This window comes from Burkholderia cepacia ATCC 25416, from assembly GCF_001411495.1.
Taxonomy (GTDB): Bacteria; Pseudomonadota; Gammaproteobacteria; order Burkholderiales; family Burkholderiaceae; genus Burkholderia; species Burkholderia cepacia.
The window spans coordinates 1,811,418-1,837,135 of record NZ_CP012981.1; the positions used below are offsets into that span (position 1 = coordinate 1,811,418).

Here is a 25,718-nt window from a genome sequence, read left to right on the forward strand (position 1 = left end):
GCACTACGAGCGAACCAGGGGCGATTCGCGATGTGAGAAAATTGGCGCAACCCGCAACATGCGATTGCGCCCCTTCCCGATTCGACCCGTCAACATGCTCGGAGCACTCCGCACTTTTCTTGCGCTGATCGTCACGGCTGCTCATCTTGGGCGATGGACTGATCTCACGGCAACCTATGCTGTGTCGACGTTCTTCGTGATCAGTGGCTATCTGATGACCGCAACGCTCCATCGCAATTATGGGTTCGGGTCATCGGGATTCTTTCGATTCTTCCTGAACCGCTTCCTGAGGCTCTATCCGATGTACTGGATTGCAGCTGGCATGTCGGTCTTGCTGATTGCCCTTGAGCCCACGCTTGCGGAGGCATATCACCGAAATTTTCTGCTGCCCGATTCGCTGCGATCGTGGGCTTGCTTGGCCATGAACTGGTACTGGCGCCCGGATTTCCCCCTGCCCGGCAAGCCGAGCGTATCGCACGTCGTGCCGCCGGCATGGGCGCTAGCCGTTGAATTTGCCATGTACGTGGTGCTCGCATTGGGTGCTGCGCGCAACATCAAAACCGGCGTGCTGTGCCTGCTTGTCGGCGTGTTGTTCCATGTTGCGATGGCTCATGACGTGAACGAGCGGATATATGCGATACCTGCGGCTGCACTTCCGTACGGCATCGGAATATGCCTCTATTTCGCAGTCAAGGCATGTCGGGCTTCCGTCACTACGTATGCCTCGGTTACCGCTACGCTCCTGTACGCAGGATTTATATGCGCGCTGCATTTCCTCCCGCTCGATGCCGCAGGAATCCCTTACTACCTGAATCTGGCGGGATTCGCGGTGGCATTCTTCTTCATCGCATCCGCGACGGAAGGGCGCTATTTCAGATGGATTGATCGAAATATCGGAGGTCTGTCTTATCCGATCTATCTCATCCACTATCAGGCTGCCTTCGCCATCCAGCTCCTTCTTTCTACGAAGGCAACTGGCTGGACGTTGTTCTGGTTCACGCTCCCCTTGGCCGTGGCTTTATCGGCGGCGCTCGAATACTTGAACAGGCAGATAGTTGACCCTTGCAGAAATGTGGTTCGCGCAAAAGGTGGCGTCGTGTCTGGCGGCGCACCGAGCATGAGCCAATCAGGCACCAGGTGAATTTAATGTGTCTGGCGGAAACTGGGCAGCGTAAGACGTCCATCGTGGATCAGCTTGCGCAGGACCATCCGCAGGTTGTGCTTGGCGCCGCACGGCACTGCGTGGATCGCGTCACCCAGCGCGCCCTTGAGCCGGCTCCGATCGAGTTTGCCGTCGATGGCAACGTCCTTGTAGTCGCCTTGTAAAGAGTTGCAGGTTTTACGCGCCAATATGCCCGTTCACTGCAACTCCCGTATCGTCTCGACCTTGCAGCCTTGCTGTATATGCCTTCAAGGATTGTTCAAGGTCGACTACTTTCTCGGTTGAGTCAGTGAAGGCGACCAAGAATTCCATCGGGAACCTCAGAAAGTACAAGCAGCCATGCTGTCCCGTCGGCGTTATCTGTTCGCCAACACCGCGCCTTCGCTCATCAGTGTCGCGGACAGCTTTGCATAGTCGATGTTTTGAACACTGCTTCGCGAATCTATGGCGAGCGCTGCGGCGGCTCCGGCCGCCTGACCGGTAATCATGAATGTCGGCTCGACGCGTATCGATGAATACGCGACGTGCGACGCGGACAGTGCAACCGGCACGAGCAAATTCCGGATCTCGCTGTACTTGGGGACGATCGATCGATACGAGATCGGGTACGGACGCGGCAGCGGCTGCCAAATGGCACCTTCGGTACCGACCTGTCCGTCTACCGCAATGCGATTGACCGTATGCTGATCGATTGGGAATGCACCAAGACCGATGGGATCCGGGATCCTGGTTTCCGTGTACAGATCGTGCTGTGTCATCACATAGCTACCGACCATCCGGCGACTTTCCCGTACGTAAAGGCGCCATGGGAACCCGCCGTTATCCTGGAACTCGTCCTTGCAGAATCCCCACGAGCGAACGTCATCGCGTACGTTTGGCGGAATGCGGGGATCCGTCGCGAGAAACGTCAGGAGCGCCAGCGTATAACGCTTGTGCTCCGCCTCGATTTGGCGACGACCGTTCGCATTCGCATTGGCATACTCCGCGCTTCCCTCGATCTCGTCCGTAGAGAGCAGGCCGAGGCTATTGACGTCGAACTTGTTGTTGGGAATCGGAACGTTCGCGATGTAGTTGAACGTCTTGACGATTTCCGGGTGAGCCAGGGCGACGCGCCCCAGCAGTTCGAATTCCTTGGGATCGTAGTTGGCCGGTTTGACGACGGGAATCTGGTTTCCCTTATCCGCAGTGAGGCAAAGCCGATAGCCATATGCCTGCACGGCCGAGTCTGCCGTGCCCGGTGCGCCGAGATTGTTGGGCGCCACATGCGGAAGCAATCCGCTGTTCGGTTGACCTGGCACAACGTAGGGATCCACGCGCGCGCCGTCCTTGATGGAAATGGGGCCAACGCCGGCGAGGGGTTCGCCATATTGTGATTTCGCTTCGCGCCCGAGCGTATGGTCGACGCCGGCCTTCTCGAGCAAATCGCCTTCGTAGCTCGCATCGATGAACATCTTCGCCGCGTAACTATGTCCGTTGCTCGTCTGGACGACCTTGATTTCGTGATTATTGGTTTGAACGCTCGCCAGTTCGGCACCGTATTCGACGGAAACGGACGGGGCGTCGGCAAGCATCTGCAGCAGAATGCTCTCGGCGACATGCGGCTCGTGAAATATGCCGCCCATCGTCCAGGTCTTCCCGTAGCGCGTGTTTACCGTGTCGACGAAACGATGCGCGAAACCGCCCATTGCCCATAGACGATCCTGGGGATAGGCGTCTGTCACGCCGATCCCGCTCGTCGTCATCCCACCGACGTGTTTCGTCGGTTCCAGAATGACGACCCGCTTTTTCAGTTTCGCGGCTTCCAGTGCCGCGGATATACCGCCCGGCGTCGCACCGTAGACGAGGACATCCGCAGGGTCGGATCCTGGCGCGGGCACCGGCATGGCGACGGGCGGAGCGGGCGTCCCTTGTGGTTCCTCGTCGGTACCGTGGCCGCACGCCGCGAGAATGAGCACCGAACCGACCAGCAGCAATCTGCTTGCAACATTATCGAATACTACGAACATGTGACCGCGAGTGTTAGAGAAACAGGGTTAGATGAATCGAGCGACGAGGAACCAGGCTCGGCGAGCGCCTTTAATATTACGACGTATTAAAAACGTTACGATGTATTACGAAAGGTTCGCGGAGTTTATCACTTGCGGATGACACAAAACTATCGACTGGAACCCTGCGGATCCTTGCCGCGCGAGGAGCGGCGAAACGGGGCAGGAGATGGCGAGGGTCAGATCAAGATGCTGACAAACCGGGGGCGGGGGCGACGAAGGCCGGCAAGCTGAAAGATGTCATCGATCGACACCGGAAGCCACTGACAGAAATGGAGGCCGAGCCGGCACAGGCCAGGCGTTGGCTGGTCGAGGTCAGAACGGAGCGCGCTCTCTTCAAAAGGTTCGCGACGTACTTCGCAAAGGCGTCGAGGTGAGGTGCGGATTGAACAAATGCGACGAGACTACCCCGTGCCGCCAATGTGCCGAGTGCCGGGCGTACCGATGAGCGGCCACCATGTGTGGCGCAAGCGCAAGTCACCCGAAAGCACGTGGCAGGAACCCCGCCCTGGAAGCGGAGGTGCTCACGGTCCACCGGCGAATCCGGGAAAGTTTCAGGCCGGAGCGCCTGCGGCGACATCTGGAGGAGCGTGGCGTGCGAATCGGCTTGCACCGGGTCAGGAGGCGGTGCAGAAAATCGGGATAGCGCCGCAAGCAGAAGCGCCGGATCAAGGCCACGACGAATTCGAAGCACGACCTGCCTGTCGCGTCGAATCCGCTGAACCAGGATGTCTCGGTGACGGTGCCCAATCAAGTCTGGTGTGGTGACGTCACCTCTTTTGCGATCGATGAGGGTTGGTTGTGTCCTGCCGGCCAGAGGTACCTGCACCGCGGTGAAATCGCCGGTTACGCGAAGAGCGAGCGGATGACGAAACATCTGGTCACGCAGGCCTTGATTCGCGCTGTCGCGACTCGCAGGGCACTAGCAGGTCTGATTCGCCACACCGAGCGCGCGTCGTAACCACTGTGCGTTGGGCTATCAACTGCTCGTGAACCGGTTGACTGCCACTAATTCAGTCCGACCTCAGTTTTTCGCCTGATCGGCCCCTCGGGCGCGATAAAATCGCGTCTTTATGCCTGTCGCCGGCTGCCAGCCGGCGTTTTTTCAGCGTGCAAAAGATCCTGATCGTGCGCGTGTCGTCGCTGGGCGACGTCGTGCACAACATGCCGGTGATCGCCGATATCCGGCGCCGCCACCCCGATGCGCAGATCGACTGGCTCGTCGAGGAAGGCTTCGTCGACCTTGTGAAGCTCGTCGACGGCGTGCGCAACGTGCTGCCGTTTTCGTTGCGCCGCTGGCGCAAGAAGCCGTTCTCGGGCGCCACGTGGCGCGAGATCCGCGCGTTCCGCCAGCGCCTCGCGGCCGAGCAGTACGACCTCGTGATCGATTGCCAGGGTCTCATCAAGACGGCCTGGGTCGCGAGCTGGGCGCGCGGCCCGCTCGTCGGGCTCGGCAACCGCACCGACGGCGCCGGCTACGAGTGGCCCGTGCGTTTCTTCTACCGCAAGCGTGTGCCGATCGCGCCGCGCACGCACGTCGTCGAGCGCTCGCGGCAACTCGTCGCGGCCGCGCTGGGCGACCCGGCGCCGACGCCGGCCGATCCGGTCGACTTCGGCCTCGATACGCGCGCGGCGGCGCTCGCGGTGGCCGCGCTCGGCCTGAACCTGCCGGTGCCGTACGTGGTGTTCGTCCACGCGACGTCGCGTGCCGACAAGCAGTGGCCGGATGCCGCGTGGATCGAGCTCGGCCAGGCGCTCGTGCGGCGCGGCGCGTCGCTCGTGCTGCCGTGGGGCAACGACGCGGAGCGCGCGACCAGCGAGCGGCTCGCGAAGGAATTCGGCGCGGCGGCGATCGTGCCGCCGAAGCTGTCGCTGCCGGCCGTGGTCGGCCTGATCGACGGAGCGGCCGCCACCGTCGGGGTTGATACAGGTCTGGTTCACATCGCGGCGGCGCTGAAGCGTCCGACGGTCGAACTGTACAATTTCGCGACGGCCTGGCGGACCGGCGGCTACTGGTCGCCGAACGTCGTCAATCTCGGCACGGCGGGGCAACCCCCGTCGATCGCGCAGGTGAAGTCGGCGCTCGCGGGCTTCGGTCTCCTGTAACGCCCGCGCCATACGCACGAACCCGCACGCATCCGCGCGAACCCAAGCGAACCGATCATGAGCGAATCCCAGATCATCGAAGTCCCGTCCGCCGACTGGAGCGGACACAACCTGTCGGCGCCGCGCGAGCAGCTGCTGGCCGCCGTCGAGGAAGGCAAGGTGCTGTATTTCCCGCACCTGCGCTTCGCGATCGAAGGCGGCGAGGAAGCGCTGCTCGATCCGGCGCTCGCCGACCCGAAACGCAAGAACATCAGCCTCGCGCCGAACGGCGGCGCGCTCGCCGGCGTGCTCGGCGACAGCGTCACGCAGTCGGCGGTGCGCGCGCTCGTCGCGCGTTTCCAGCAGCAGGCCGGCACGCTCGTCGACGGCCTGTTTCCCGAATACCGCGGCAAGCTGCGCGTCGCGCCGACGAGCCTGCGGCTGATGCAGGTCGAGACGCGCCAGACATCCTGGCGCAAGGACGACAGCCGGCTGCACGTCGACGCGTTCCCGTCGCGGCCCAACTACGGCGAGCGCATCCTGCGCGTGTTCACGAACGTGAACCCGGCGGGCGTGCCGCGCGTGTGGCGCGTCGGCGAGCCGTTCGAGGACGTCGCGAAGCGCTTCCTGCCGCGCATCAAGCCGCAGCTGCCGGGCGCCGCGTGGCTGCTGAACCTGCTGCACGTGACGAAGTCGCCGCGCAGCGCGTACGACCACCTGATGCTGAACCTGCACGACAGCATGAAGGCCGATCTCGACTACCAGAAGACCAGCCCGCAGGAGACGATGCCGTTTCCGCCGGGTTGCGTGTGGATATGTTTCTCGGATCAGACTTCGCACGCTGTGATGTCCGGCCAGTTCATGCTCGAACAGACGTTCTTCCTGCCGGTCGACGCGATGGTTCGCCGCGAATGCGCGCCGCTCGGCATTCTCGAACGCCTGAAGGGCAGGGCGCTGGTTTGAGCGCGCACCTGCTTCGACGCAACACGAGGGCCGCCGCATGCTGCGGGTGATCTATCGCGCGCTGTGGTGGCTCGTCGCGCCGGCCGCGGTCATCCGGCTCTACGTGCGCTCGCGCAAGGAGCGCGGCTATCGCGAGCACATCGCCGAACGTTTCGGCCACGTGGCGGGCCGCTCGCGCGACGACCGCGCGCCGCTGATCTGGGTGCATGCGGTGTCGGTCGGCGAGACGCGCGCCGCGCAGCCGCTGATCGACGCGCTGATGCGCGCGCGTCCCGATGCGCGCATCCTGCTCACGCACATGACGCCGAGCGGCCGCGCGACCGGCGAACAGATCTTCGGCGATCGCGTGCTGCGCTGTTACCTGCCGTACGACATGCCCGGCGCGGTGCGGCGCTTCCTGCGCGCGTGGCGGCCGACGCTCGGCCTCGTGATGGAAACCGAGGTGTGGCCCACGCTGATCGACGAGTGCCGCCGCGCGGACGTGCCGCTGGTGCTGACCAATGCGCGGATGTCCGCGCGTTCGTTCCGGCGCGCGGCGAAGTTCGGCGCGGCGACGCGCGACGTGTTCGGCGGCTTCTCGCGCGTGCTCGCGCAGAGCCCGGCCGATGCGGAGCGGCTGACGTCGCTCGGCGCGCGCAACGTGACCGTGCTCGGCAACCTGAAGTTCGACATGACGACGCCGCCGGAACTGGCGGCGCGCGGCCATGCGTGGCGCGACGCGATCGGCGCGCGGCCGGTGTGGGTCGCCGCGAGCACGCGCGAGAACGAGGAGGCGCTGGTGCTGCAGGCGTTCGCCGCGATGCGTACGCCCGGCGCGCTGCTGGTGCTCGTGCCGCGTCATCCGCAACGTTTCGCGGAGGTCGAGGCGCTCGTCGGGCGCAACGGGCTCAAGTGCGTGCGACGCTCCGCATGGGCGGCCGACGCGGCGGCACTCGCAGCCGGCCGTCCGGCCGCCGAGCCGCTGCCGGACGACGTGACGGTGCTGCTCGGCGATTCGATGGGCGAGCTCGGCGCGTATTACGCGGCCGCCGACATCGCGTTCATCGGCGGCAGCCTGCTGCCGCTCGGCGGACAGAACCTGATCGAAGCGTGCGCGGTCGGCGTACCGGTACTGATCGGGAAGCACGTATTCAACTTCACGCAGGCGACCGCCGACGCGGTCGCGGCCGGCGCGGCACTGCAGGTCGAGGATCCGCTCGATCTCGCGCACGTGCTCGACGCGCTGTTTGCCGACAACGCGCGGCGCATCGCGATGGGTGCGGCCGGCGCGGCGTTCGCTGCGCGTCACCGCGGCGCGACCGCGCGCACGGTCGACGTGCTCGCGGCACTGCTGCCGCCCGCCGAAGCCGGCGCGCATGCGCTGCCGGGCGTGCAGGACGCTGCCGACGACGCATAGACGGCGGGCGGCGCGATGCCGCCCCGGCACGCGAGGCGGCGTCGCAGGGCGCCGCCACGCCGCTCACACCGTCAGCAAACCCTTCTTCTCGATGAACGCGATCACGTCCGCGACGCCTTCGAGCGCCTTCAGGTTCGTCATCACGTAGGGCCGCTCGCCGCGCATCTTCTTCGTGTCGGACGCCATCACGTCGAGGTTCGCGCCGACCAGCGGCGCGAGGTCCGTCTTGTTGATCACGAGCAGGTCGGACTTCGTGATGCCGGGGCCGCCCTTGCGCGGAATCTTCTCGCCGCCCGCGACGTCGATCACGTAGATCGTCAGGTCCGACAGCTCGGGGCTGAAGGTCGCCGCGAGATTGTCGCCGCCCGATTCGATGAACACGATGTCGGCGTCGGGAAAGCGCGACAGCATCCGGTCGACGGCCTCGAGGTTGATCGACGCATCCTCGCGGATCGCCGTGTGCGGGCAGCCGCCCGTCTCGACGCCCATGATGCGCTCCTCGGGCAGCGCGCCGGCAACCGTCAGCAGCCGCTGGTCTTCCTTCGTATAGATGTCGTTGGTGATCGCGACGAGGTCGTAGCGCTCGCGCATCGCCTTGCACAGCATTTCGAGCAGCGTGGTCTTGCCGGAGCCGACGGGGCCGCCGATGCCGACGCGCAGCGGCGGCAGTTTCTTCGTGCGGCGGGCGGGGGACGGAGCGGGTGCGTTCATGGCGTGTGTCGTGTTCAGGAGCGGAACAACCGCGAATACTGGGTTTCGTGCCGTGCGGACAGGATGCCGAGCTGCGGCGCGAACGTGTTGACGGCGTCGGGCGGCGTCGCGAGCGCGCGGCGTACGGCCGCGTCGATCGCGCCGCGCAGCGCGACGATGATGCGTTGCCCGGCGAGCTGGCCGAGCGGCACGGCCTTCAGCGCGGCGGACGTCTGGTTCTCGACCCAGCCGAATGCGTACGCGGCGAGCACGGCGTCGGCGCTCGCGTCGTGCGCGGCGGCCGCGTAGGCGAACGCGGTCGGCAGCGCGATCGGCGACATCGCCGCGAGCGTCGCGCGGCGCGCGGCATCGCCCCATTCGAGCGACGCGCACAGTTGCGCGAGCGACCAGCCCATCTGTTCGGTCTCGCGGCGCAGTTCCGCCGATTCGCGGCTCGCGACGAACCATGCATTTTCGGTGACGAGCGCGTGCGTGTCGTGCGCGTGCCAGCGTGCGAGCTGGTGCGCGAGGAACGGCAGCTCGCCGTGCGCGAGCACGTCGGTCAGGCCGCTGGCGATCCAGTCGCGCGCGGAATCGGCGTCGTGGATCAGGTTCGCGTCGAGCGCGGCTTCGAGGCCCTGCGAATAGCTGTACGCGCCGATCGGCAGCGCCGGCGACGCGAGATGCAGCAGCGCGACGAGTTCAGTGGTGGTCATGGCCGTGGCCGTGCGTGCATCCGGGACCATGCTGATGATCGTGATCGTGATCGTGATCGTGATCGTGATCGTGATCGTGATCGTGATCGTGATCGTGATCGTGATCGTGATCGTGCGAGTGCGAGTGCGAGTGCGAGTGCGAGTGGCCGTGATGCTCGCCGAACACCTGCTGCGCAAGCGCGTAATCCTCGGCGAACGTCGCATCGTGCCCGTGCTTGTGTCCGCCGCCGTACGCGCCGGCTTCCGGCTGGAACGGCGCTTGCGTTTCCTCGACCTGCGTGCCGAGCCGGCGCAGCATGTCCGCGAGCACCGGGTCGGCCTCGAGCTTCAGGTAGCCGTCGCCGATCTCGACCGGCGTATGACGGTTGCCGAGGTGGTACGCGGCACGCATCAGCGTGAGCGGATCGGCGGCGCGCACGCGCAGCACGGTTTCGGCGGCCGCGGCGATGCGCACGAGCGCGCCGTCGTCGGCGACGAGCACGTCGCCGTCGCGCAGGATCGTGCCGCGCGGCAGCAGCACGGCGACATCTTCGCCGGTGTCGAGCGTCGCCGCGAGGCGGCTCTTGCAGCGGGCGTCATAGGCGAGCGTGAGCGTCGGCGCGCGCGCGACGAGCGACGCGGCGAGTTTCACGTTCGGGGCGATACGTTTGTCGAGGGTGCGCATGAAACAGGAACCGGAAACCGGCAATCAGAACAGGAAATAACGCTGCGCCATCGGCAGCACCGTGGCCGGCTCGCAGGTCAGCAGCTGGCCGTCGGCGATCACGTCGTAGGTTTCGGGATCGACGCTGATCGACGGGCGCCATGCGTTGTGGATCATGTCGGCCTTCGTCACGTTGCGGCAGTTGCGCACGGGCACGATCCGCTTCGCGAGGCCGTAGCGTTCCGCGATACCGGCATCGGCCGCCATCTGCGACACGAAGGTCAGCGACGTGCGCGCGAGCGCACCGCCGCGCGTCGCGAACATCTCGCGATAGTGGACCGGCTGCGGCGTCGGAATCGACGCGTTCGGGTCGCCCATCTGCGCCATGGCGATCATCCCGCCCTTCAGGATCATGGACGGCTTGATCCCGAAGAACGCCGGCTCCCACAGCACGAGGTCGGCCCACTTGCCGGGTTCGATCGAACCGACTTCGTGCGCGATGCCGTGCGTGAGCGCCGGGTTGATCGTGTACTTCGCGACGTAGCGCTTCGCGCGGAAGTTGTCGTTGCGTGCGCCGTCTTCCGGCAGCGCGCCGCGCTGCACCTTCATCTTGTGCGCGGTCTGCCAGGTGCGGATGATCACTTCGCCGACGCGGCCCATCGCCTGCGAGTCGGACGACAGCATCGACAGCGCGCCGAGATCGTGCAGGATGTCCTCGGCCGCGATCGTCTCGCGGCGGATCCGCGATTCGGCGAACGCGAGATCCTCGGCGATCGACGGATCGAGGTGGTGGCACACCATCAGCATGTCGAGATGCTCGTCGAGCGTGTTGATCGTGTACGGGCGCGTCGGGTTGGTCGACGACGGCAGCACGTTCGACTCGCCGCACACCTTCAGGATGTCGGGCGCATGGCCGCCGCCCGCGCCTTCGGTGTGGTACGTGTGGATCGTGCGGCCCTTGAACGCGGCGACCGTCGATTCGACGAAGCCGCCTTCGTTCAGCGTGTCGGTGTGGATCGCGACCTGCGTGTCGGTGTCGTCGGCCACCGACAGGCAGTTGTCGATCGCGGCGGGTGTCGTGCCCCAGTCCTCGTGCAGCTTCAGCCCGATCGCGCCGGCCGCGATCTGCTCGACGAGCGGCTGCGGCAGGCTCGCGTTGCCCTTGCCGAGGAAGCCGAGGTTGATCGGCCAGCCGTCGGCGGCCTGCAGCATCCGCTCCATGTGCCACGGGCCCGGCGTGCAGGTCGTCGCGTTGGTGCCGGTGGCCGGCCCCGTGCCGCCGCCGAGCATCGTCGTCACGCCCGACGCGAGCGCCTCGTCGATCTGCTGCGGGCTGATGAAGTGGATGTGCGTGTCGATGCCGCCGGCCGTCACGATCAGCCCTTCGCCGGCGATCACCTCGGTGGCCGCGCCGATCGCGATCGTCACGCCCGGCTGGATGTCGGGATTGCCGGCCTTGCCGATCGCGGCGATGCGGCCGTGCTTGATCGCGATGTCGGCCTTCACGATGCCCCAGTGATCGAGGATCACCGCGTTCGTGATGATCGTGTCGGGCACGTCGGCGGCCACGCGCTGCGACTGGCCCATGCCGTCGCGGATCACCTTCCCGCCGCCGAATTTCACTTCCTCGCCGTAGGTCGTGTAATCGCGTTCGATCTCGATCAGCAGTTCGGTATCGGCGAGCCGGACGCGGTCGCCCGTCGTCGGCCCGAACATTTCCGCGTACGCGCGGCGGCTCAAGCGTAATGTCATGTGCTGTTCCTGAAGAGCGGGGCGCGGCTTACAGCGGCCCCATCACCTTGCCCTGAAAACCGTAGACGGCACGATCGCCCGCGAGTGCGACCAGCTCGACGGTGCGCGTCTGGCCCGGCTCGAAGCGCACGGCGGTGCCGGCCGCGATGTTCAGGCGGAAGCCGCGCGCGGCCGCGCGATCGAACGACAGCGCGTCGTTGACTTCGAAGAAGTGGTAGTGCGAGCCGACCTGCACCGGGCGGTCGCCGGTGTTCGCGACGACGAGCGCGAGCGTCGCGCGGCCTGCGTTCAGTTCGTGTTCGCCGTCGTCGGTGAGGATTTCGCCGGGGATCATGCGGGGCCTCACGGAATCGGGTGATGGACGGTCACGAGCTTCGTGCCGTCGGGGAAGGTCGCCTCGACCTGGATGTCGGGAATCATCTCCGGCACGCCGTCCATCACGTCGTCGCGCGTGAGCAGCGTCGTGCCGTAATGCATCACCTCGGCGACCGTCCTGCCGTCGCGCGCGGCTTCCATCAGCGCGGCGGTGATGAAGGCGACTGCCTCCGGATAGTTGAGCTTCAGGCCGCGTGCGCGACGGCGCTCGGCCAGCAGCGCCGCCGTGAAGATCAGCAGCTTGTCCATCTCTCGGGGAGTCAGTTTCATGAAGGCAAACGTTCAGTAAAACGTAATTTTTATCGGTGCGTGGGCGACGGGGCGGACGCGCGGGTCATCGTAGCACCGCGCCGTTTTGCGTGCGTCGTGTATCGGTTATGTAAGCAGCAAGGCGCGTGCCATGTGCATGGAACGCGGCGCGATGCGCGCTTCTGGTGCGCGATGCATGGGCAACGTGCAGCGCCGGCCGCGGCGCTGCATCGAAACGGTGCGTGGCGCGACCGTGCTCAGGTTTGCCAGAGGCGCAGCGGCCGTGCGTCGACGCCGTGCACGATCGGCCGCAGATGCAGCCAGCAGTCGGTGAAGTGGCGTTGCAGCGCTTCCATCGACGTCGACAGCGCGCGCACCAGCACGACGCCGGGCGTCACGCAGGTCGCGCTCGCGCGCAGCGTGGCATCGAACGGCATCCGCGCGGCGAGCGATTCGGCGAGCGCGGCGTCGCATGCGGCACCGGCGGCCCACAACGTGCCGTATACCGGAAAGCCGGCGAGGCCCTGCAGCGCACCGCGCAGCGGATCGTGCGCGTCGAGCAGCGCGCGTTCGGTCCACAGCGGCCGACCGTCGGCATCGACGAGCGCCGCGCTCGACACGATGCGGCCGGCCGACCAGGTTTCGCCGGCCGCCTGCCGGCCGAGCTGCGTCGCGTCCCAGCCGATCGCGCTTGCCCCCGTGCCGAGCCTCACCGTGAAAGCGAGCGACGCATGCGCCGCGTCGAAGAACAGGTTGTTCTGCGGCAGCCAGTCGAGTTTCGCGTGGTCGCCGACCGTGATGCCGATGCGCTGCGTCGCGTCGAGGCCGTTCGACTTGTACCACTTGGTCGCGCCGGGCGTCGTCAGCACCGCGTGCGTGCCGCTGCCGAGCGCGATGTCGATGTCGAGCCGGTCGCCGCCGGCGACGCCGCCCGGCGGGTGGACGATCACCGCATGGCAGATCGCGTCGCCTTCCGGATACAGCGGCCGCTGCACGCGCAACGGGCCGTCGTGCAGCCGGTGGGCGAGCGTCGTGCGTGTGCCGTGCCGCTCGAAGCCGAGTTCGAGGCGGCCGCGCCACGACTTGGCGACGGCAGGGCGGGACAGCGGGGCGTGGGAATCGGGGGCAGACATCGGCGGGAAGCAGGGGACGGGCGCAGGGATCGAGGATGCTACCGCAACACTATACGCCTGGGTGTTCCGGTTGCTGAACGCGGTGAAGCGGAGAGGCGATGACGCCGGCGATCGCATGACGTGCATCGATCGCCGGCACCGCGCAGCGGCGCAATCGTGCGCCGCTACACGGCGATCAGCTCGCGCACGCCGTTCGCTTCCATGTCCCGCGCGTCGCCGCCCGCGACGATCTCGCCGCGGCTCATCACCCAGTAGCGGTCGGCGATCGACTGGGCGAAGTCGTAATACTGCTCGACGAGCAGCACGGTCATCTTCGCTTCGTCGACGAGCTGGCGCAGCGTGCGGCCGATATCCTGGATGATCGACGGCTGGATGCCTTCGGTCGGCTCGTCGAGGATCAGCAACTGCGGTTCGCTCATCAGCGCGCGGCCGATCGCGAGCTGCTGCTGCTGGCCGCCCGACAGGTCGCCGCCGCGCCGCGTGCGCATGTCCTTCAGCACCGGGAACAGGTCGTAGATGCGATCGGGCACCTTCGACGGTGCTTTCCGGCTCGCCGCGCCGACGAGCAGGTTCTCCTCGACGGTGAGCCGCGGAAAGATGTCGCGGCCCTGCGGCACGTACGCGAGCCCGGCCGCGACGCGCGCGTACGGCGGCATTGCACCGAGCGCGGTGCCGCGCCACGACACGCTGCCGCTTTTCGCGGCGACGACGCCCATCAGGCAGCGCAGCAGCGTGCTCTTGCCGACGCCGTTGCGGCCGAGCAGCACGGTGAGCTTGCCGTCGTCGGCGGCGAGGCTCACGTTGCGCAGGATATGGCTGCCGCCGTAGTACTGGTTCAGTGCTTCGATCTTCAGCATTGCATCAACGTCCGAGATAAGACTCGATCACCGCGTCGTCGCGCTTGACCTGGTCGAGGGTGCCTTGCGCGAGGACCGCGCCTTCGGCCATCACCGTCACGCGGCCCGTGTCGCCGGCGAGTGCCGCGACGAATTCCATGTCGTGCTCGACGACCATCATCGAGCAGGTGCCGCGCAGCGTGTTCAGCAGCTCGGCGAGCTCCATCGTCTCGTGGTCGGTCATCCCGGCCGCCGGTTCGTCGAGCAGCAACAGCGCAGGGCGCTGCATCAGCAGCATGCCGATCTCGAGCCGCTGCTTCTGCCCGTGCGACAGCTCGCCCGCCGCGCGATACGCGTCGCTTTCGAGGCCGATCAGCGCGAGCGTCTCCTCGATCTTCGCCTGCGCGGTGCGGTCGAGCCGCGCGCGCAGCGACGCGAGCCAGCCCTTGTCGGTCTGCATCGCGAGTTCGAGGTTTTCCCACACCGGATGCTGCTCGAACACGGTCGGCTTCTGGAACTTGCGGCCGATGCCCGCGCGCGCGATTTCCGGCTCGTTCATTCGCGCGAGGTCGATGGTCTGGCCGAGAAACACCTTGCCCGCATCGGGGCGCGTCTTGCCGGTGATCACGTCCATCATCGTCGTCTTGCCCGCACCGTTCGGGCCGATCACGCAGCGCAGCTCGCCCGCGTCGATCGCGAGCGACAGCTTCTTCAGCGCGCGGAAGCCGTCGAAGCTCACCTCGATATCCTCGAGGTAGAGGATCGTGCCGTGCGACGTGTCGATGCCCGGCGGCACCACGCGCCCCATCGATGCGGTGCCGCTGACGGCGAGCAGCTCGTCCTCGGGCGGCGGCGTGAACTGGTAGAGGGCCGTTCCGTTCATGCGCGTTTCCCCTTCGCGAGCACGGTTTCGACGAGGCCCATGATCCCGCGCGGCAGCAGCAGCGGCACGAGCACGAAGATCAGGCCGAGGAAGAACAGCCAGTATTCGGCGAAGTAGGCGGTAAAGAGGCTCTTCGCGCCGTTCACCGCGAACGCGCCGACGATCGGCCCGATCAGCGTGCCGCGGCCGCCCACCGCGACCCAGATCGCCATCTCGATCGAGTTGCCGGGCGACATCTCGCCGGGATTGATGATGCCGACCTGCGGCACGTACAGCGCGCCCGCGATACCGCACAGCACGGCCGACACGGTCCACACGAACAGCTTGTACGCGAGCGGGCTGTAGCCGAGGAACATCAGCCGCGTCTCGCCGTCGCGCACCGCGGTGACCACGCGCCCGAGCTTGCTGGTGACGATCGCGCGCGCGGCGATGAACGCGAGCACGAGCGTCGCGAACGTCAGCAGCAACAGCACCGTGCGCGTACCGGGCGACGTGATCGCGAAGCCCGCGATGCGCTTGAAGTCGGTGAAGCCGTTGTTGCCGCCGAAGCCCGTCTCGTTGCGAAAGAACAGCAGCATCGCGGCGAACGTCAGCGCCTGCGTGATGATCGACAGGTACACGCCTTTCACGCGCGAGCGGAACGTGAAGAAGCCGAACACCCAGGCGAGCACGGCCGGCACGAGCACGACGAGCGCGAGCGCCCAGGCGAGATGCTGCGTGCCGCTCCAGTACCAGGGCAGCTGGTGCCAGTCGAGGAACACCATGAAGTCGGGCAGGTCGCTGCCGTACTTGCCGTCGCGGCCGATCTCGCGCATCAGGTACATGCCGATCGCATAACCGCCGAGCGCGAAGAAGAGGCCGTGGCCGAGGCTCAGGATGCCGCAGTAGCCCCACACGAGATCGAGCGCGAGCGCGGCGATCGCGTAGCACATCAGCTTGCCGGCGAGCGTCATCGCATACGCGGACAGATGGAACGCGCTCGACTCGGGCGCGACCAGCGCGGCGAGCGGCACGCCGATGCCGATCGCGATGCACAGCGCGATCAGCGCGAGCCACGCGCGGCGCGACAGCAGCGCGGGGCGGGGCGGCAGGCCGAGCGCGAAACCGTTCTCCGCACGGGCGGCGGCAGCGGGCTTCGGCGCGTCGGCGAGCGGCTTCGACAACGAATCGGTGATTGAAGTCATGTCACGCCTCCGCGCTGCGGCCCTTCGGGGCGAACATGCCCTGCGGACGCTTCTGGATGAACAGCACGATCATCACGAGCACCGCGATCTTCGCGAGCACGGCGCCCCAGAACGGCTCGATCGCCTTGCTGACGAGACCGAGCCCGAAGCCGCCGAGCACGGTGCCGGCGATCTGCCCGACGCCGCCGAGCACGACGGCCATGAACGAATCGATGATGTAGTTCTGGCCGAGATCCGGGCCGACATTGCCGATTTGCGACAGCGCGCAGCCGCCGAGGCCCGCGATGCCGGCGCCGAACGCGAAAGCGTACGCGTCGACGCGTGCGGTCTTCACGCCGACGCACGCAGCCATCCGGCGGTTCTGCGTGACGGCGCGCACGAACAGGCCAAGGCGCGTCTTCGTCAGCACGGCCCACGCGACGAACACCACCGCGAGCGCGAACGCGAGGATCACGAGGCGGTTGTACGGCAGGATCAGGTTCTGCATCACCGTCACGCCGCCGCTCATCCACGACGGGTTCACGACCTGCACGTTCTGCGCGCCGAACAGCATCCGCGTCGCCTGGATCAGGATCAGGCTCACGCCGAAGGTGGCGAGCAGGGTCTCGAGCGGGCGGCCGTACAGGTGCCGCAGCACGAGCCGTTCGAGCACGATGCCGACCAACGCGGCCGTCACGAACGACACCGGCACGGCGACGAGCGGATACCAGTCGAACGCGCCGGGTGCGTAGCGCTGGATCAGCGTCTGCACGACATAGGTTGCGTACGCACCGATCATCAGGAATTCGCCGTGCGCCATGTTGATCACGCCGATCAGCCCGTACGTGATCGCGAGGCCGAGCGCGGCGAGCAGCAGCACGCTGCCGAGCGACAGCCCCGCGAACAGCGTGCCCGCGATCTCGCCGCGGCGCTGCAGCGAGTGCAATGCGTCGAGCCCTTGCTGGGCGGCGTCGCGCACACGCGCGTCGGGCTCCGCGTAGCTGCCGTCGGCATTCTTCGCGACGAGCGGGCGCAACTGCTCGATCATGTCGAGATCGCGGCGCGCGGCCACCACCTGCACGGCTTCGAGGCGCTTCGCCGGATCGGCGTCGTGCAGCGCGGCGATCGCCCACAATGCATCGAGGCGGCGCTTCAGCGTGGGATCCGTTTCCTTTGCGCGCGCTCGGTCGATCATCGGCTTGAGTGCCGGGTCGGGCGACTTCAGCAGCGCATCGATCGCGTCGCGGCGCGCGGCGACGTCGGGCGACGCGAGCGCGAGCCCCGACAGCGCGCCCGCGATTTTCGTGCGCAGCAGGTTGTTCAGCATCACGGGCTGCGCGTCGCCGGCCGGCGTCGCGGCCTGCGAGAGCGCGTCGTGTGCGGTGTCGCCGGACTGGATCAGCAGGCGGCCGTCGCCGGTCGCGAGCGCGTCGCCGTTCGACAGCGCGTTGAGCAACGCGACGGCGCGCGGATCGGGATCGGCGGCGAGCCGTTCGACCGCGGCCGTCTTCGCGTCGAAGTCGTCGCCGGCGAGCGCGGCGGTATCGGCAGCCGTCAGCGCGAATGCGGCGCGCGGCAGCCCGCCCGCGAGGGCGGCGCACGCGACGATCGCGACGGCGGCTCGGCGAAAGCGTGTAGGCATCGGGAAATCCTGTCGGACGTGGAAGGCGGATGCGGGCGGCGATGCGCGGGCGCTTGCGGTGCGTCGGCAAGCGCGCCCGGTACGGCGGCGCCTGCAAGCGGGCGGAGCATCGCGCCGGTGCGCGACGCCCCGCGTCGCGTCAGGCGAGCGCCGTGCGCTGCCGGCGCAGGAACGCCGGGATCGACGTGACGATGTCCGGCTTGCCCTGGTTACCCGCGATGTACGGGCTCCACGGTTGCGCGCGCACGGCCGTCTTCGTCTTCCACACGACGTTGAACTGCCCGTCGCCGCGGATCTCACCGATCATCACCGGCTTGTGCAGGTGATGGTTGCCGTCCATCGCGAGCGTGAAGCCCGACGGCGCGGCGACCGTCTGGCCGATCATCGCGACGCGCACCTTGTCGACGTCGGTGCTCTTCGCCTTCTCGACGGCCTGCTTCCACATGTGGATGCCCACATAGGTCGCCTCCATCGGGTCGTTGGTCACGCGCTTCGCGCCGCCCGGCAGGTTGTTCGCCTTCACCCATGCGGCGAACTGGTCCTTGAACTTCGTGTTGGTCGGGTTCTTCACCGACATGAAGTAATTCCATGCGGCGAGGTGGCCGACGAGCGGCTTCGTGTCGATCCCGCGCAGTTCCTCCTCGCCGACCGAGAACGCGACGACCGGCACGTCGGTCGCCTTGATCCCCTGGTTGCCGAGCTCCTTGTAGAACGGCACGTTCGAGTCGCCGTTGATCGTCGAGATCACGGTCGTCTTGCCGCCCTGCGAGAAGTTCTTGATGTTCGCGACGATGGTCTGGTAATCGCTGTGGCCGAACGGCGTGTAGACCTCCTGAATGTCGGCGTCCTTCACGCCCTTCGATTTCAGGAACGCGCGCAGGATCTTGTTGGTCGTGCGCGGATACACGTAATCGGTGCCGAGCAGGAAGAAGCGCTTCGCGCCGCCGCCTTCCGCGCCCATCAGGTACTCGACGGCCGGGATCGCCTGCTGGTTCGGCGCCGCGCCCGTATAGAACACGTTGCGCGACATTTCCTCGCCTTCGTACTGCACCGGGTAGTAGAGCAGCCCGTTCAGCTCCTCGAACACCGGCAGCACCGACTTGCGCGACACCGACGTCCAGCAGCCGAACACGCACGCGACCTTGTCCTGCGTGAGCAGCTGGCGCGCCTTCTCGGCGAACAGCGGCCAGTTCGACGCGGGATCGACCACCACGGGCTCGAGCTTGCGGCCCATCACGCCGCCGCTCTTGTTGATGTCGGCGATCGTCATCAGCGCGGTGTCCTTCAGCGACGTCTCCGAGATCGCCATCGTGCCCGACAGCGAGTGCAGGATGCCGACCTTGATCGGGCCGGTGCCCGCATCGGCCGCGTGCGCGAACGGGCTCTTGCCCGCGAGCGCAAGCGCGCCGGCCATCGAACCGAACTTCAACAGACTGCGACGTTTCATCGGGTTCCCCTTGACGTGTTGGATATGCGTGCGCCTTGACGGCGTCGGCCAACGGATAACGCAAGGCATGTGCCAGTCGTGCGGATGCACGCCCGGCGTGCCTGCGCGGGGCAGGGCGGGGCGTCGCGGCGGGGCACATGACGCGTCGTGCAGCATGCGCGGTCCGTCGCGGTGCAGGGGCGCGGGCGGAAATGGTGCACGGTCGGGGTTCCCCGTTCCGGTGCCTGCGTGCGGTGCGGGAACGGTCGTGCACCATGACTTCGCGGCAAGCGGGGTGGGGCGGGCGCGGCGCGGTGCCGTCGCAGGTCGGATGACGCCGAGACGAACCGGAGCGGGAAAGAAAAACGGGCGCGCCATGCGCGCCCGTTCGGCGGGTCGGTATGACCGGCGGCGATGTGCCGGCCGGTGCGGCGGCGCGCGATGCGCCACCGGCGGGATCAGTAGCGCGGTACGGACGGATCGACGTCGCGCGACCACGCGTCGATCCCGCCTTGCAGGTTGTACAGCTTCGTGAAGCCGCGCGACTCGAGGAACATCGCGACCTGCGCGCTGCGCATCCCGTGATGGCACACGCAGACGATTTCCGCTTCGTCGTCGAGTTCTTCGCTGCGCGCGGGAATCTGCTGCATCGGGATCGACACGCTGCCGGCGATGTGCGCGGTCGCGATTTCCCACGGTTCGCGCACGTCGAGCACGACCGGCGCGGGGCGCGCCTTGTCGCCGAGCCATTCCGCGAGCATCGCGGCGGTCAGGATCTGCATGGAGGCTCCGCCGCTCAGAACTTGAAGCGCGACGGCTCGATCGCGTTGACGAGGTGGTCGATGTAGGTTTCGAACACGTCGGCGACGCGGTACTGCTTGTCGTCGATGCGCGTGATGATCTGCGCCTTCATCACCGGACGGCCGCCGACGAATGCCGACAGGCGGCCGCCGACCTTCAGTTGCTCGAGCATTTCCTGCGGCACGACGGGCAGGCCGCCCGCGACGCAGATCACGTCGTACGGCGCCTTGCCGGCCCAGCCGCGCGAACCGTCGCCGAGGACGACTTCCGCGTTGGTCACGCCGTCGTTGCGCAGGTTGTCTTCCGCGAACTTCGCGATGGCCGGATCGATCTCGACGGCCGTCACGTGCCGGGCGCGATGCGCGAACAGCGCGGCCAGGTAGCCCGAACCGGCGCCGATCAAGAGCACGTTCTCGTGCTTCTTGACGGCCAGCTCCTGCAGCACGCGCGCTTCGACGCGCGGGAACAGCATCTTGCTGGTGCCGCCCGGCAGCGGCAGTTCGAGGTCGGCGAACGCGAGATCGCGGTATTCGGCCGGAACGTAGTTTTCACGCTTGACGATCGACAGCAGGCCCAGGACGTCGAGATCCAGCACGTCCCACGGCCGGATCTGTTGTTCGATCATGTTGAAACGCGCGTTTTCGATATTCATGGTGTGGTCACGCAGCCTGGTCGGCCATCAGCGGGGATAGAGAAACTTCGTGATTGTACCAAACGGGGCGGCTGCAAAGCCTTCAGGCGGCCTGCAACAGACCTTTACCCCTTGCTCTTCCTGATCTGCGCCTCGAATGCGAGGTCGAGCTTGCTCGCCTTGCGCGGTTTTTTGGGGCCGAATTCGTCGACGAACTTGACGAACTCGTCGAGCGGCAGCGGCTCGCAGCGCTTCTCGGCGGTGCCGCCCGAGCGGTCGACGAGATAGAACAGGCCGCCCGCCATTGCGACGGCCGCGAAATGCGGGTTGCCGGAGCGGGTCTTCAGGCGTTCGACCGCGTGGGTCGCTTTGGTGGTGCGCATCGTGCGGATTCTGGCGGGGCGTAAGCCCCACACTGTATCAAACCGGCCGTCCGCATGCGCCCGGCCGACCCTAGACCGTGCGTGAATACCGCTGCTGCTGCGTTTGCCCGAGATACGCGTCGAACGCCATCGCGATGTTGCGCACGACCATCCGGCCGGCCGGATGGATCGTCAGGCGGTCGCCCGCGATCGTCAGCAGCCCGTCGCGCTCGAACGGGCGCAGCGCGTCGAGCTCGCGCGCGAAATGATCGGCGAAGCGGATGCCGTGTGCGGCCTCGACATGCGAGAACGGCAGTTCGAGGTTGCACATCAGCTGCGTGATCACGTCGCGGCGCAGCCGGTCGTCGGGCGTGAGCCGCACGCCGCGCGCGATCGGCAGCCGGCCCGCGTCGAGCGCGGCGCCGTAGGCGGGCAGGTCCTTCGCGTTCTGCGCGTAGACGTCGCCGACCTTGCCGATCGACGACACGCCGAAACCGACGAGGTCGGTATCCGCGCGCGTGCTGTAGCCCTGGAAGTTGCGTTGCAGCGTGCCGTTGCGCTGCGCGCGCACGAGCTCGTCGGACGGCCGAGCGAAGTGATCCATCCCGATGTACACGTAGCCGGCCGACGTCAGCATGTCGATCGCGAGGCCGAGCAGCGCGATGCGCGTTTCGGGCGGCGGCAGCGTCGCATCGTCGATCTGCCGCTGCATCTTGAACAGGTGCGGCATGTGCGCGTAGCCGAATACCGACAGCCGGTCGGGCGCGAGTTCGATGATCGTTTCCAGCGTGCGCGCGAAGACGGCAACGGTCTGGTGCGGCAGCCCGTAGATCAGGTCGACGCTCACCGAATGAAACCCCGTCGTGCGCGCGGCGGAGAGCAGGTCGGCCGTCATCGCGCGCGGCTGGACACGGTTGATCGCCTGTTGCACGGCCGGGTCGAAATCCTGCACGCCGAGGCTCAGCCGGTTGAAGCCGATATTGCGCAGGTGGACGAGCGTGGCGGGCGTGACCGTGCGCGGATCGATCTCGATCGAGAATTCGGCGTCGGCATCCGGCGCGAGCGCGAAGTGCTCGCGCGTGGCCGCCATCAGCTCGGCCGTTTCGTCGTCGGACAGGAAGGTGGGCGTGCCGCCGCCCCAGTGCAGCTGCGTGACCGGGCGCGCGGGATCGAACAGCGCGGCCTGCAGCGCCATCTCGCGCTTGAGCTGCTCGAGATACGGGCGCGCGCGGCGGCGGTTGTTGGTCGCGATCTTGTTGCAGCCGCAGTAGAAGCACGCGGTATTGCAGAACGGGATGTGGAAGTACAGCGACAGCTCGCTCGACGAGGCGCCGGGGTCGCTCGCTGCGCGCAGGTAGTCGGCCGGGTCGAAATCGTCGCGGAACTGCAGCGCGGTGGGGTACGACGTATAGCGCGGCCCGTTCGCGCCGTATTTCGCGAGCAAATCGGGACGGAACATTGAGTCGGCAGAACCGGAACGCATGGTGGTCTCGCGCTTTTTAGATGCTTTCGAGTATATAAACGCGCGATTGGGCTGCATTGTGTAATAACGTCGCAGCCGGCGATGGCACAATGCGGGGTGGGGCTGCCGGCACCGCGTCCGGTTGCCGCACCGTTTTTTTGTTGTTCGTTCGAGAGAGCCGAGTGTCCGTCGAAATGCCTGTCCGCCCGGCGCCTGCCGATGTCCCGCCGCCGCATGCGTGCCGCGAGGGCTGCGGCGCGTGCTGCATCGCGCCGTCGATTTCCAGCCCGATTCCGGGCATGCCCGACGGCAAGCCGGCCGGTGTGCGCTGCGTGCAGCTCGGCGACGACCTGCGCTGCCGGATCTTCGGCCGCCCCGAGCGGCCCGCGTGCTGTTCCGGGCTGCAGCCGGCCGCGGACATGTGCGGCGCGTCGCGCGACGACGCGCTCGCGTGGCTCACGCGTCTCGAGGCCGCGACGCGGCCGTCGCAACCAGGAGAGTGTTCAGCATGACCGCACCTTGCGCGCCGGGCCGGCGCCGTTTCCTCGCCGCAACCGTCGGCGCCGTCGGCGTGACGCTGTCGCTCGCCGCGTGCGCGTCGACCTTCCCGTTCATCCCCGATCACTACACGTTCTCGCGCGGCGACGTGCAGAAGGCTGTCGCCCGCAAGTTCCCGTACCAGAAGACGGTCGCGCAGGTCGTCGACGTGTCGCTCGCGAACCCGGCCGTCAACCTGCTGCCCGACCAGAACCGCGTCGCCGTGCAGCTCGACGCGCATTTCGCGAGCCCGTTCCTGCGCGCGCCCGTCAGCGGCAAGTTCACCGTGTCGGGCCAGCTTGCTTACGACGCACCGAGCCGTTCGGTGGTGCTGAAGTCGCCGGCCGTCGACAGCCTCGCGCTCGACGGCGACGCGCAGATGTACGCGCAACAGGTCGGCGCGGCCGCGGGCCTGCTCGCGACGCAGTTGCTGACCAACTATCCGATCTACACGTTCAAGCCCGAACAGCTGCAATTTGCCGGGGTGAACTACGAACCCGGTACAATTACGATTCTTACAAACGGCATACGCGTGGCGATCGTCGAAAAGTGACGACGAACCGCGCCCGGCCGGAGGGGGGCCGCGCGCGGAAGAGTGGCCCATTCATTCGACCATTTCGGAGTTGGGCCACGGATGGACTGGATCCTGATCTGCAAGGCTTTGATCCTCGGCGTCGTCGAGGGGCTGACGGAATTCCTGCCGGTGTCGAGCACCGGTCACCTGATCGTCGCGGGCAGCTTCCTGAATTTCAACGATTCGCACGCGAAGACCTTCGACGTCGTGATCCAGTTCGGGGCGATTCTCGCGGTCTGCTGGGAATACCGGCAACGGATCGTGTCCATCGTATCCGGGCTGCCCAGCCGGCCCGATGCGCGGCGCTTCACGCTGAACGTCGTGATCGCGACGATTCCCGCGATCGCACTCGGCCTCCTGCTCGAGAAGAAGATCAAGGCCGTGCTGTTCTCGCCGGTACCCGTCGCGTTCGCGCTCGTCGTGGGCGGGGCGATCATCCTGTGGGCCGAGGCCCGGCAGCGCGAACGCAGCGAGCCGCCGCGCGTGGTGTCGGTCGACGCGCTGACCCCGCTCGATGCGCTCAAGGTCGGCATCGCGCAGTGCTTCGCGCTGATTCCCGGCATGTCGCGCTCGGGCTCGACGATCATCGGCGGGATGCTGTTCGGTCTCGACCGGCGCGTCGCCACCGAATTCTCGTTCTTCCTCGCGATTCCGATCATCTTCGGCGCGACGCTCTATGAAACCGTCAAGGACTGGCAGGCGTTCACCGTCGATTCGCTCGGCCTGTTCGCGCTTGGCCTCGTCGCCGCGTTCGTCAGCGCGTTCGTGTGCGTGCGCTGGCTGCTGCGCTACGTCGCGACGCACGATTTCACGGTGTTCGCGTGGTACCGGATCGCGTTCGGGCTGTTCGTACTGCTGGTCGGGTACAGCGGCTGGCTGAACTGGGCGTGACGCGGACACGGAGGCGGGCGCGCTTCCAATGAGAAAAGCCCGATCGGCAGATAACCGATCGGGCTTTTTTTATCCGGATCCGGGCGGCATCCGCCGCAGCAGCGGGAGTGCTCAGCCTGCGCGCTTGCGGAACACCAGGTCCCACACGCCGTGGCCGAGGCGCAGCCCGCGCCGTTCGAACTTCGTGACCGGGCGGTAGTCGGGGCGCGGCGCGTAGTCGGCGGCGGTGTTTTCGAGCGTCGGTTCCGCGCCGAGCACTTCCAGCATCTGTTCAGCGTAGTTCTGCCAGTCGGTCGCGCAGTGAATGTACGCGCCGGGCTTCAGGCGCGACGCGAGATGCGCGACGAGCGGCGGCTGGATCAGCCGGCGCTTGTGATGGCGCGCCTTGTGCCACGGGTCGGGGAAGAAGATGTGCACGCCGTCGAGACTTTCCGGCGCAAGCATGTGCTCGAGCACTTCGACCGCGTCGTGCTGGATGATGCGGATGTTCGGCAGATCCTGCTCGCCGATCAGCTTCAGCAGCGCGCCGACGCCCGGCTCGTGCACTTCGACGCCGAGGAAGTCGTCGCCGGGGCGGTTCGCGGCGATTTCCGCGGTCGACGCGCCCATCCCGAAGCCGATCTCGAGGATGCGCGGCGCGCTGCGGCCGAACACCGCATTCCAGTCGGGCAGCTCCGGCGCATACGGCACCACGAAGCGCGGGCCGAGTTCGTCGAGCGCGCGGCGCTGGCCGGTCGACACGCGGCCGGCGCGCGTCACGAAGCTGCGGATGCGGCGGTGGTGCAGCGGATTGACGGTGTCGGCGCCTTCGGCGGCTTCGTCGGGAATGGCGTCGTCGTGCGGCGGCAGGCCGGCTTCGTTCGGATCGTCGTGCATCATCGGTACAGAGAAAGGCTCGGTTGCGGGCGAGGGCCCGTTGCGCGCAGCAGTGCGCCGGGTGAACCGGCACATGGTACAAAAAAGCCGCCTTCGACGAGGCGGCTTTTGCGCAGGCTGCGATGCAGCCGGAAAGTGGAGCGGGCGATGGGAATCGAACCCACGTCATCAGCTTGGGAAGCTGAGGTAATGGCCATTATACGACGCCCGCAGAACGCGCAATTCTACAGGGGTTCGGGTCGGGATGGCAAGCGGGTGGTTTGGCGCAGAGCAACTGACAGGGCTCGATGCCGGACCGGCGGCGTCGCGCGCAGTGGCGGGTGAGCCCGCGCTATCCACGGGATCTACCGTCCAGGCTGAAGGCACATCCCTTCGGCGCGCTGTAGCATCGGAGCCGAATTTCAACGGCCCAATGGATGTGCCGC

26 protein-coding genes, 1 tRNA gene and 1 pseudogene are annotated in these 25,718 nt (G+C 66.9%); 8 read left to right on the plus strand and 20 right to left on the minus strand.

The window, feature by feature from the left end:
• The first annotated feature begins 94 nt into the window (after positions 1–94).
• Complete coding sequence (locus APZ15_RS08180; protein ID WP_027788172.1) at positions 95–1,141, plus strand: acyltransferase family protein; 1,047 nt, start codon at positions 95–97, stop codon at positions 1,139–1,141.
• A 2-nt stretch (positions 1,142–1,143) separates the two neighbouring features.
• On the opposite strand, the gene APZ15_RS38975 is transcribed toward APZ15_RS08180, so the two are convergent.
• Together APZ15_RS38975 and APZ15_RS08190 are read right to left on the minus strand one after the other, a co-directional pair.
• A complete protein-coding gene (locus tag APZ15_RS38975; RefSeq protein ID WP_080982151.1) occupies positions 1,144–1,350 on the minus strand; it encodes a hypothetical protein in 207 nt (68 codons plus the stop codon).
• A gap of 168 nt (positions 1,351–1,518) precedes the next feature.
• A complete protein-coding gene (locus tag APZ15_RS08190; protein WP_080982150.1) occupies positions 1,519–3,168 on the minus strand; it encodes an FAD-dependent oxidoreductase in 1,650 nt (549 codons plus the stop codon).
• A 251-nt stretch (positions 3,169–3,419) separates the two neighbouring features.
• Between APZ15_RS08190 and APZ15_RS42105 the strand changes: the two are divergent.
• The 4 genes and pseudogenes from APZ15_RS42105 to waaA form a co-directional block, all read left to right on the plus strand.
• Positions 3,420–4,205, plus strand: a pseudogene (locus APZ15_RS42105) (transposase family protein); the annotation flags it as partial.
• A 112-nt stretch (positions 4,206–4,317) separates the two neighbouring features.
• Positions 4,318–5,313: a lipopolysaccharide heptosyltransferase I gene (gene waaC, locus APZ15_RS08205; RefSeq protein WP_027788170.1), complete on the plus strand. Its 996-nt coding sequence runs from the start codon at positions 4,318–4,320 to the stop codon at positions 5,311–5,313.
• Between the two features lie 57 nt (positions 5,314–5,370).
• A complete protein-coding gene (locus APZ15_RS08210) occupies positions 5,371–6,255 on the plus strand; it encodes a Kdo hydroxylase family protein (protein WP_021161704.1) in 885 nt (294 codons plus the stop codon).
• A 37-nt stretch (positions 6,256–6,292) separates the two neighbouring features.
• Positions 6,293–7,651 carry a lipid IV(A) 3-deoxy-D-manno-octulosonic acid transferase gene (waaA, locus tag APZ15_RS08215; RefSeq protein ID WP_027788169.1) on the plus strand — a complete coding sequence of 453 codons (1,359 nt, stop codon included), beginning with the start codon at positions 6,293–6,295 and terminating at the stop codon, positions 7,649–7,651.
• A gap of 63 nt (positions 7,652–7,714) precedes the next feature.
• Here waaA and ureG read toward each other — a convergent pair whose 3' ends face one another.
• From ureG to hemN, 16 genes are all read right to left on the minus strand, one after another.
• Positions 7,715–8,362 (minus strand): urease accessory protein UreG, encoded by a 648-nt coding sequence (gene ureG, locus APZ15_RS08220; protein WP_027788168.1) that lies wholly within the window; start codon positions 8,360–8,362, stop codon positions 7,715–7,717.
• A gap of 14 nt (positions 8,363–8,376) precedes the next feature.
• Positions 8,377–9,057 (minus strand): urease accessory protein UreF, encoded by a 681-nt coding sequence (locus tag APZ15_RS08225; protein WP_027788167.1) that lies wholly within the window; start codon positions 9,055–9,057, stop codon positions 8,377–8,379.
• Positions 9,044–9,721, minus strand: a complete 678-nt coding sequence (ureE, locus tag APZ15_RS08230) for an urease accessory protein UreE (RefSeq protein ID WP_027788166.1) — start codon at positions 9,719–9,721, stop codon at positions 9,044–9,046. Before ureE ends, APZ15_RS08225 begins: the two co-directional genes overlap by 14 nt.
• A gap of 24 nt (positions 9,722–9,745) precedes the next feature.
• Positions 9,746–11,452 carry an urease subunit alpha gene (gene ureC, locus APZ15_RS08235; protein ID WP_027788165.1) on the minus strand — a complete coding sequence of 569 codons (1,707 nt, stop codon included), beginning with the start codon at positions 11,450–11,452 and terminating at the stop codon, positions 9,746–9,748.
• 28 nt (positions 11,453–11,480) lie between these two features.
• Positions 11,481–11,786 (minus strand): urease subunit beta, encoded by a 306-nt coding sequence (locus APZ15_RS08240; RefSeq protein WP_021161917.1) that lies wholly within the window; start codon positions 11,784–11,786, stop codon positions 11,481–11,483.
• Positions 11,787–11,794: 8 nt separating this feature from the next.
• Entirely contained in the window at positions 11,795–12,097 is a 303-nt protein-coding gene (locus APZ15_RS08245) for an urease subunit gamma (RefSeq protein ID WP_027788164.1), read from the minus strand.
• Between the two features lie 236 nt (positions 12,098–12,333).
• Positions 12,334–13,209: an urease accessory protein UreD gene (locus APZ15_RS08250; RefSeq protein ID WP_027788163.1), complete on the minus strand. Its 876-nt coding sequence runs from the start codon at positions 13,207–13,209 to the stop codon at positions 12,334–12,336.
• Positions 13,210–13,373: 164 nt separating this feature from the next.
• The gene (gene urtE / locus APZ15_RS08255; protein WP_027788162.1) at positions 13,374–14,066 is read right to left on the minus strand and encodes an urea ABC transporter ATP-binding subunit UrtE; all 693 of its coding nucleotides are present in this window, start codon (positions 14,064–14,066) and stop codon (positions 13,374–13,376) included.
• A gap of 4 nt (positions 14,067–14,070) precedes the next feature.
• Positions 14,071–14,928, minus strand: coding sequence for an urea ABC transporter ATP-binding protein UrtD (gene urtD / locus APZ15_RS08260; protein ID WP_027788161.1), 858 nt, complete (start codon positions 14,926–14,928; stop codon positions 14,071–14,073).
• Positions 14,925–16,112, minus strand: a complete 1,188-nt coding sequence (gene urtC, locus APZ15_RS08265) for an urea ABC transporter permease subunit UrtC (RefSeq protein ID WP_021161913.1) — start codon at positions 16,110–16,112, stop codon at positions 14,925–14,927. Before urtC ends, urtD begins: the two co-directional genes overlap by 4 nt.
• Position 16,113: 1 nt before the next feature.
• Positions 16,114–17,733, minus strand: a complete 1,620-nt coding sequence (gene urtB, locus APZ15_RS08270; protein WP_027788160.1) for an urea ABC transporter permease subunit UrtB — start codon at positions 17,731–17,733, stop codon at positions 16,114–16,116.
• A gap of 139 nt (positions 17,734–17,872) precedes the next feature.
• Entirely contained in the window at positions 17,873–19,180 is a 1,308-nt protein-coding gene (urtA, locus tag APZ15_RS08275; protein ID WP_027788159.1) for an urea ABC transporter substrate-binding protein, read from the minus strand.
• A gap of 437 nt (positions 19,181–19,617) precedes the next feature.
• On the minus strand, positions 19,618–19,941 hold the full coding sequence (locus APZ15_RS08280) for a rhodanese-like domain-containing protein (RefSeq protein WP_011351193.1): 324 nt from the start codon (positions 19,939–19,941) through the stop codon (positions 19,618–19,620).
• A gap of 14 nt (positions 19,942–19,955) precedes the next feature.
• On the minus strand, positions 19,956–20,612 hold the full coding sequence (locus tag APZ15_RS08285; RefSeq protein WP_027788158.1) for a protein-L-isoaspartate O-methyltransferase family protein: 657 nt from the start codon (positions 20,610–20,612) through the stop codon (positions 19,956–19,958).
• A gap of 104 nt (positions 20,613–20,716) precedes the next feature.
• Entirely contained in the window at positions 20,717–20,974 is a 258-nt protein-coding gene (locus tag APZ15_RS08290; protein WP_021157053.1) for a hypothetical protein, read from the minus strand.
• A 70-nt stretch (positions 20,975–21,044) separates the two neighbouring features.
• Entirely contained in the window at positions 21,045–22,436 is a 1,392-nt protein-coding gene (gene hemN / locus APZ15_RS08295; RefSeq protein ID WP_027788157.1) for an oxygen-independent coproporphyrinogen III oxidase, read from the minus strand.
• Positions 22,437–22,609: 173 nt separating this feature from the next.
• Here hemN and APZ15_RS08300 point away from each other — a divergent pair, with 173 nt between their 5' ends.
• The 3 genes from APZ15_RS08300 to APZ15_RS08310 all read left to right on the plus strand — a co-directional run bounded on the left by APZ15_RS08300 (position 22,610) and on the right by APZ15_RS08310 (position 24,417).
• The gene (locus tag APZ15_RS08300; protein ID WP_034195806.1) at positions 22,610–22,927 is read left to right on the plus strand and encodes a YkgJ family cysteine cluster protein; all 318 of its coding nucleotides are present in this window, start codon (positions 22,610–22,612) and stop codon (positions 22,925–22,927) included.
• Positions 22,924–23,505, plus strand: coding sequence for a DUF1439 domain-containing protein (locus APZ15_RS08305; RefSeq protein WP_027788156.1), 582 nt, complete (start codon positions 22,924–22,926; stop codon positions 23,503–23,505). Before APZ15_RS08300 ends, APZ15_RS08305 begins: the two co-directional genes overlap by 4 nt.
• Before the next feature lie 81 nt (positions 23,506–23,586).
• Entirely contained in the window at positions 23,587–24,417 is an 831-nt protein-coding gene (locus tag APZ15_RS08310) for an undecaprenyl-diphosphate phosphatase (protein ID WP_027788155.1), read from the plus strand.
• A gap of 111 nt (positions 24,418–24,528) precedes the next feature.
• On the opposite strand, the gene trmB is transcribed toward APZ15_RS08310, so the two are convergent.
• A complete protein-coding gene (gene trmB, locus APZ15_RS08315; RefSeq protein ID WP_027788154.1) occupies positions 24,529–25,296 on the minus strand; it encodes a tRNA (guanosine(46)-N7)-methyltransferase TrmB in 768 nt (255 codons plus the stop codon).
• 133 nt (positions 25,297–25,429) lie between these two features.
• Positions 25,430–25,504 (minus strand) — tRNA-Gly (locus tag APZ15_RS08320).
• Positions 25,505–25,718: the final 214 nt, after the last annotated feature.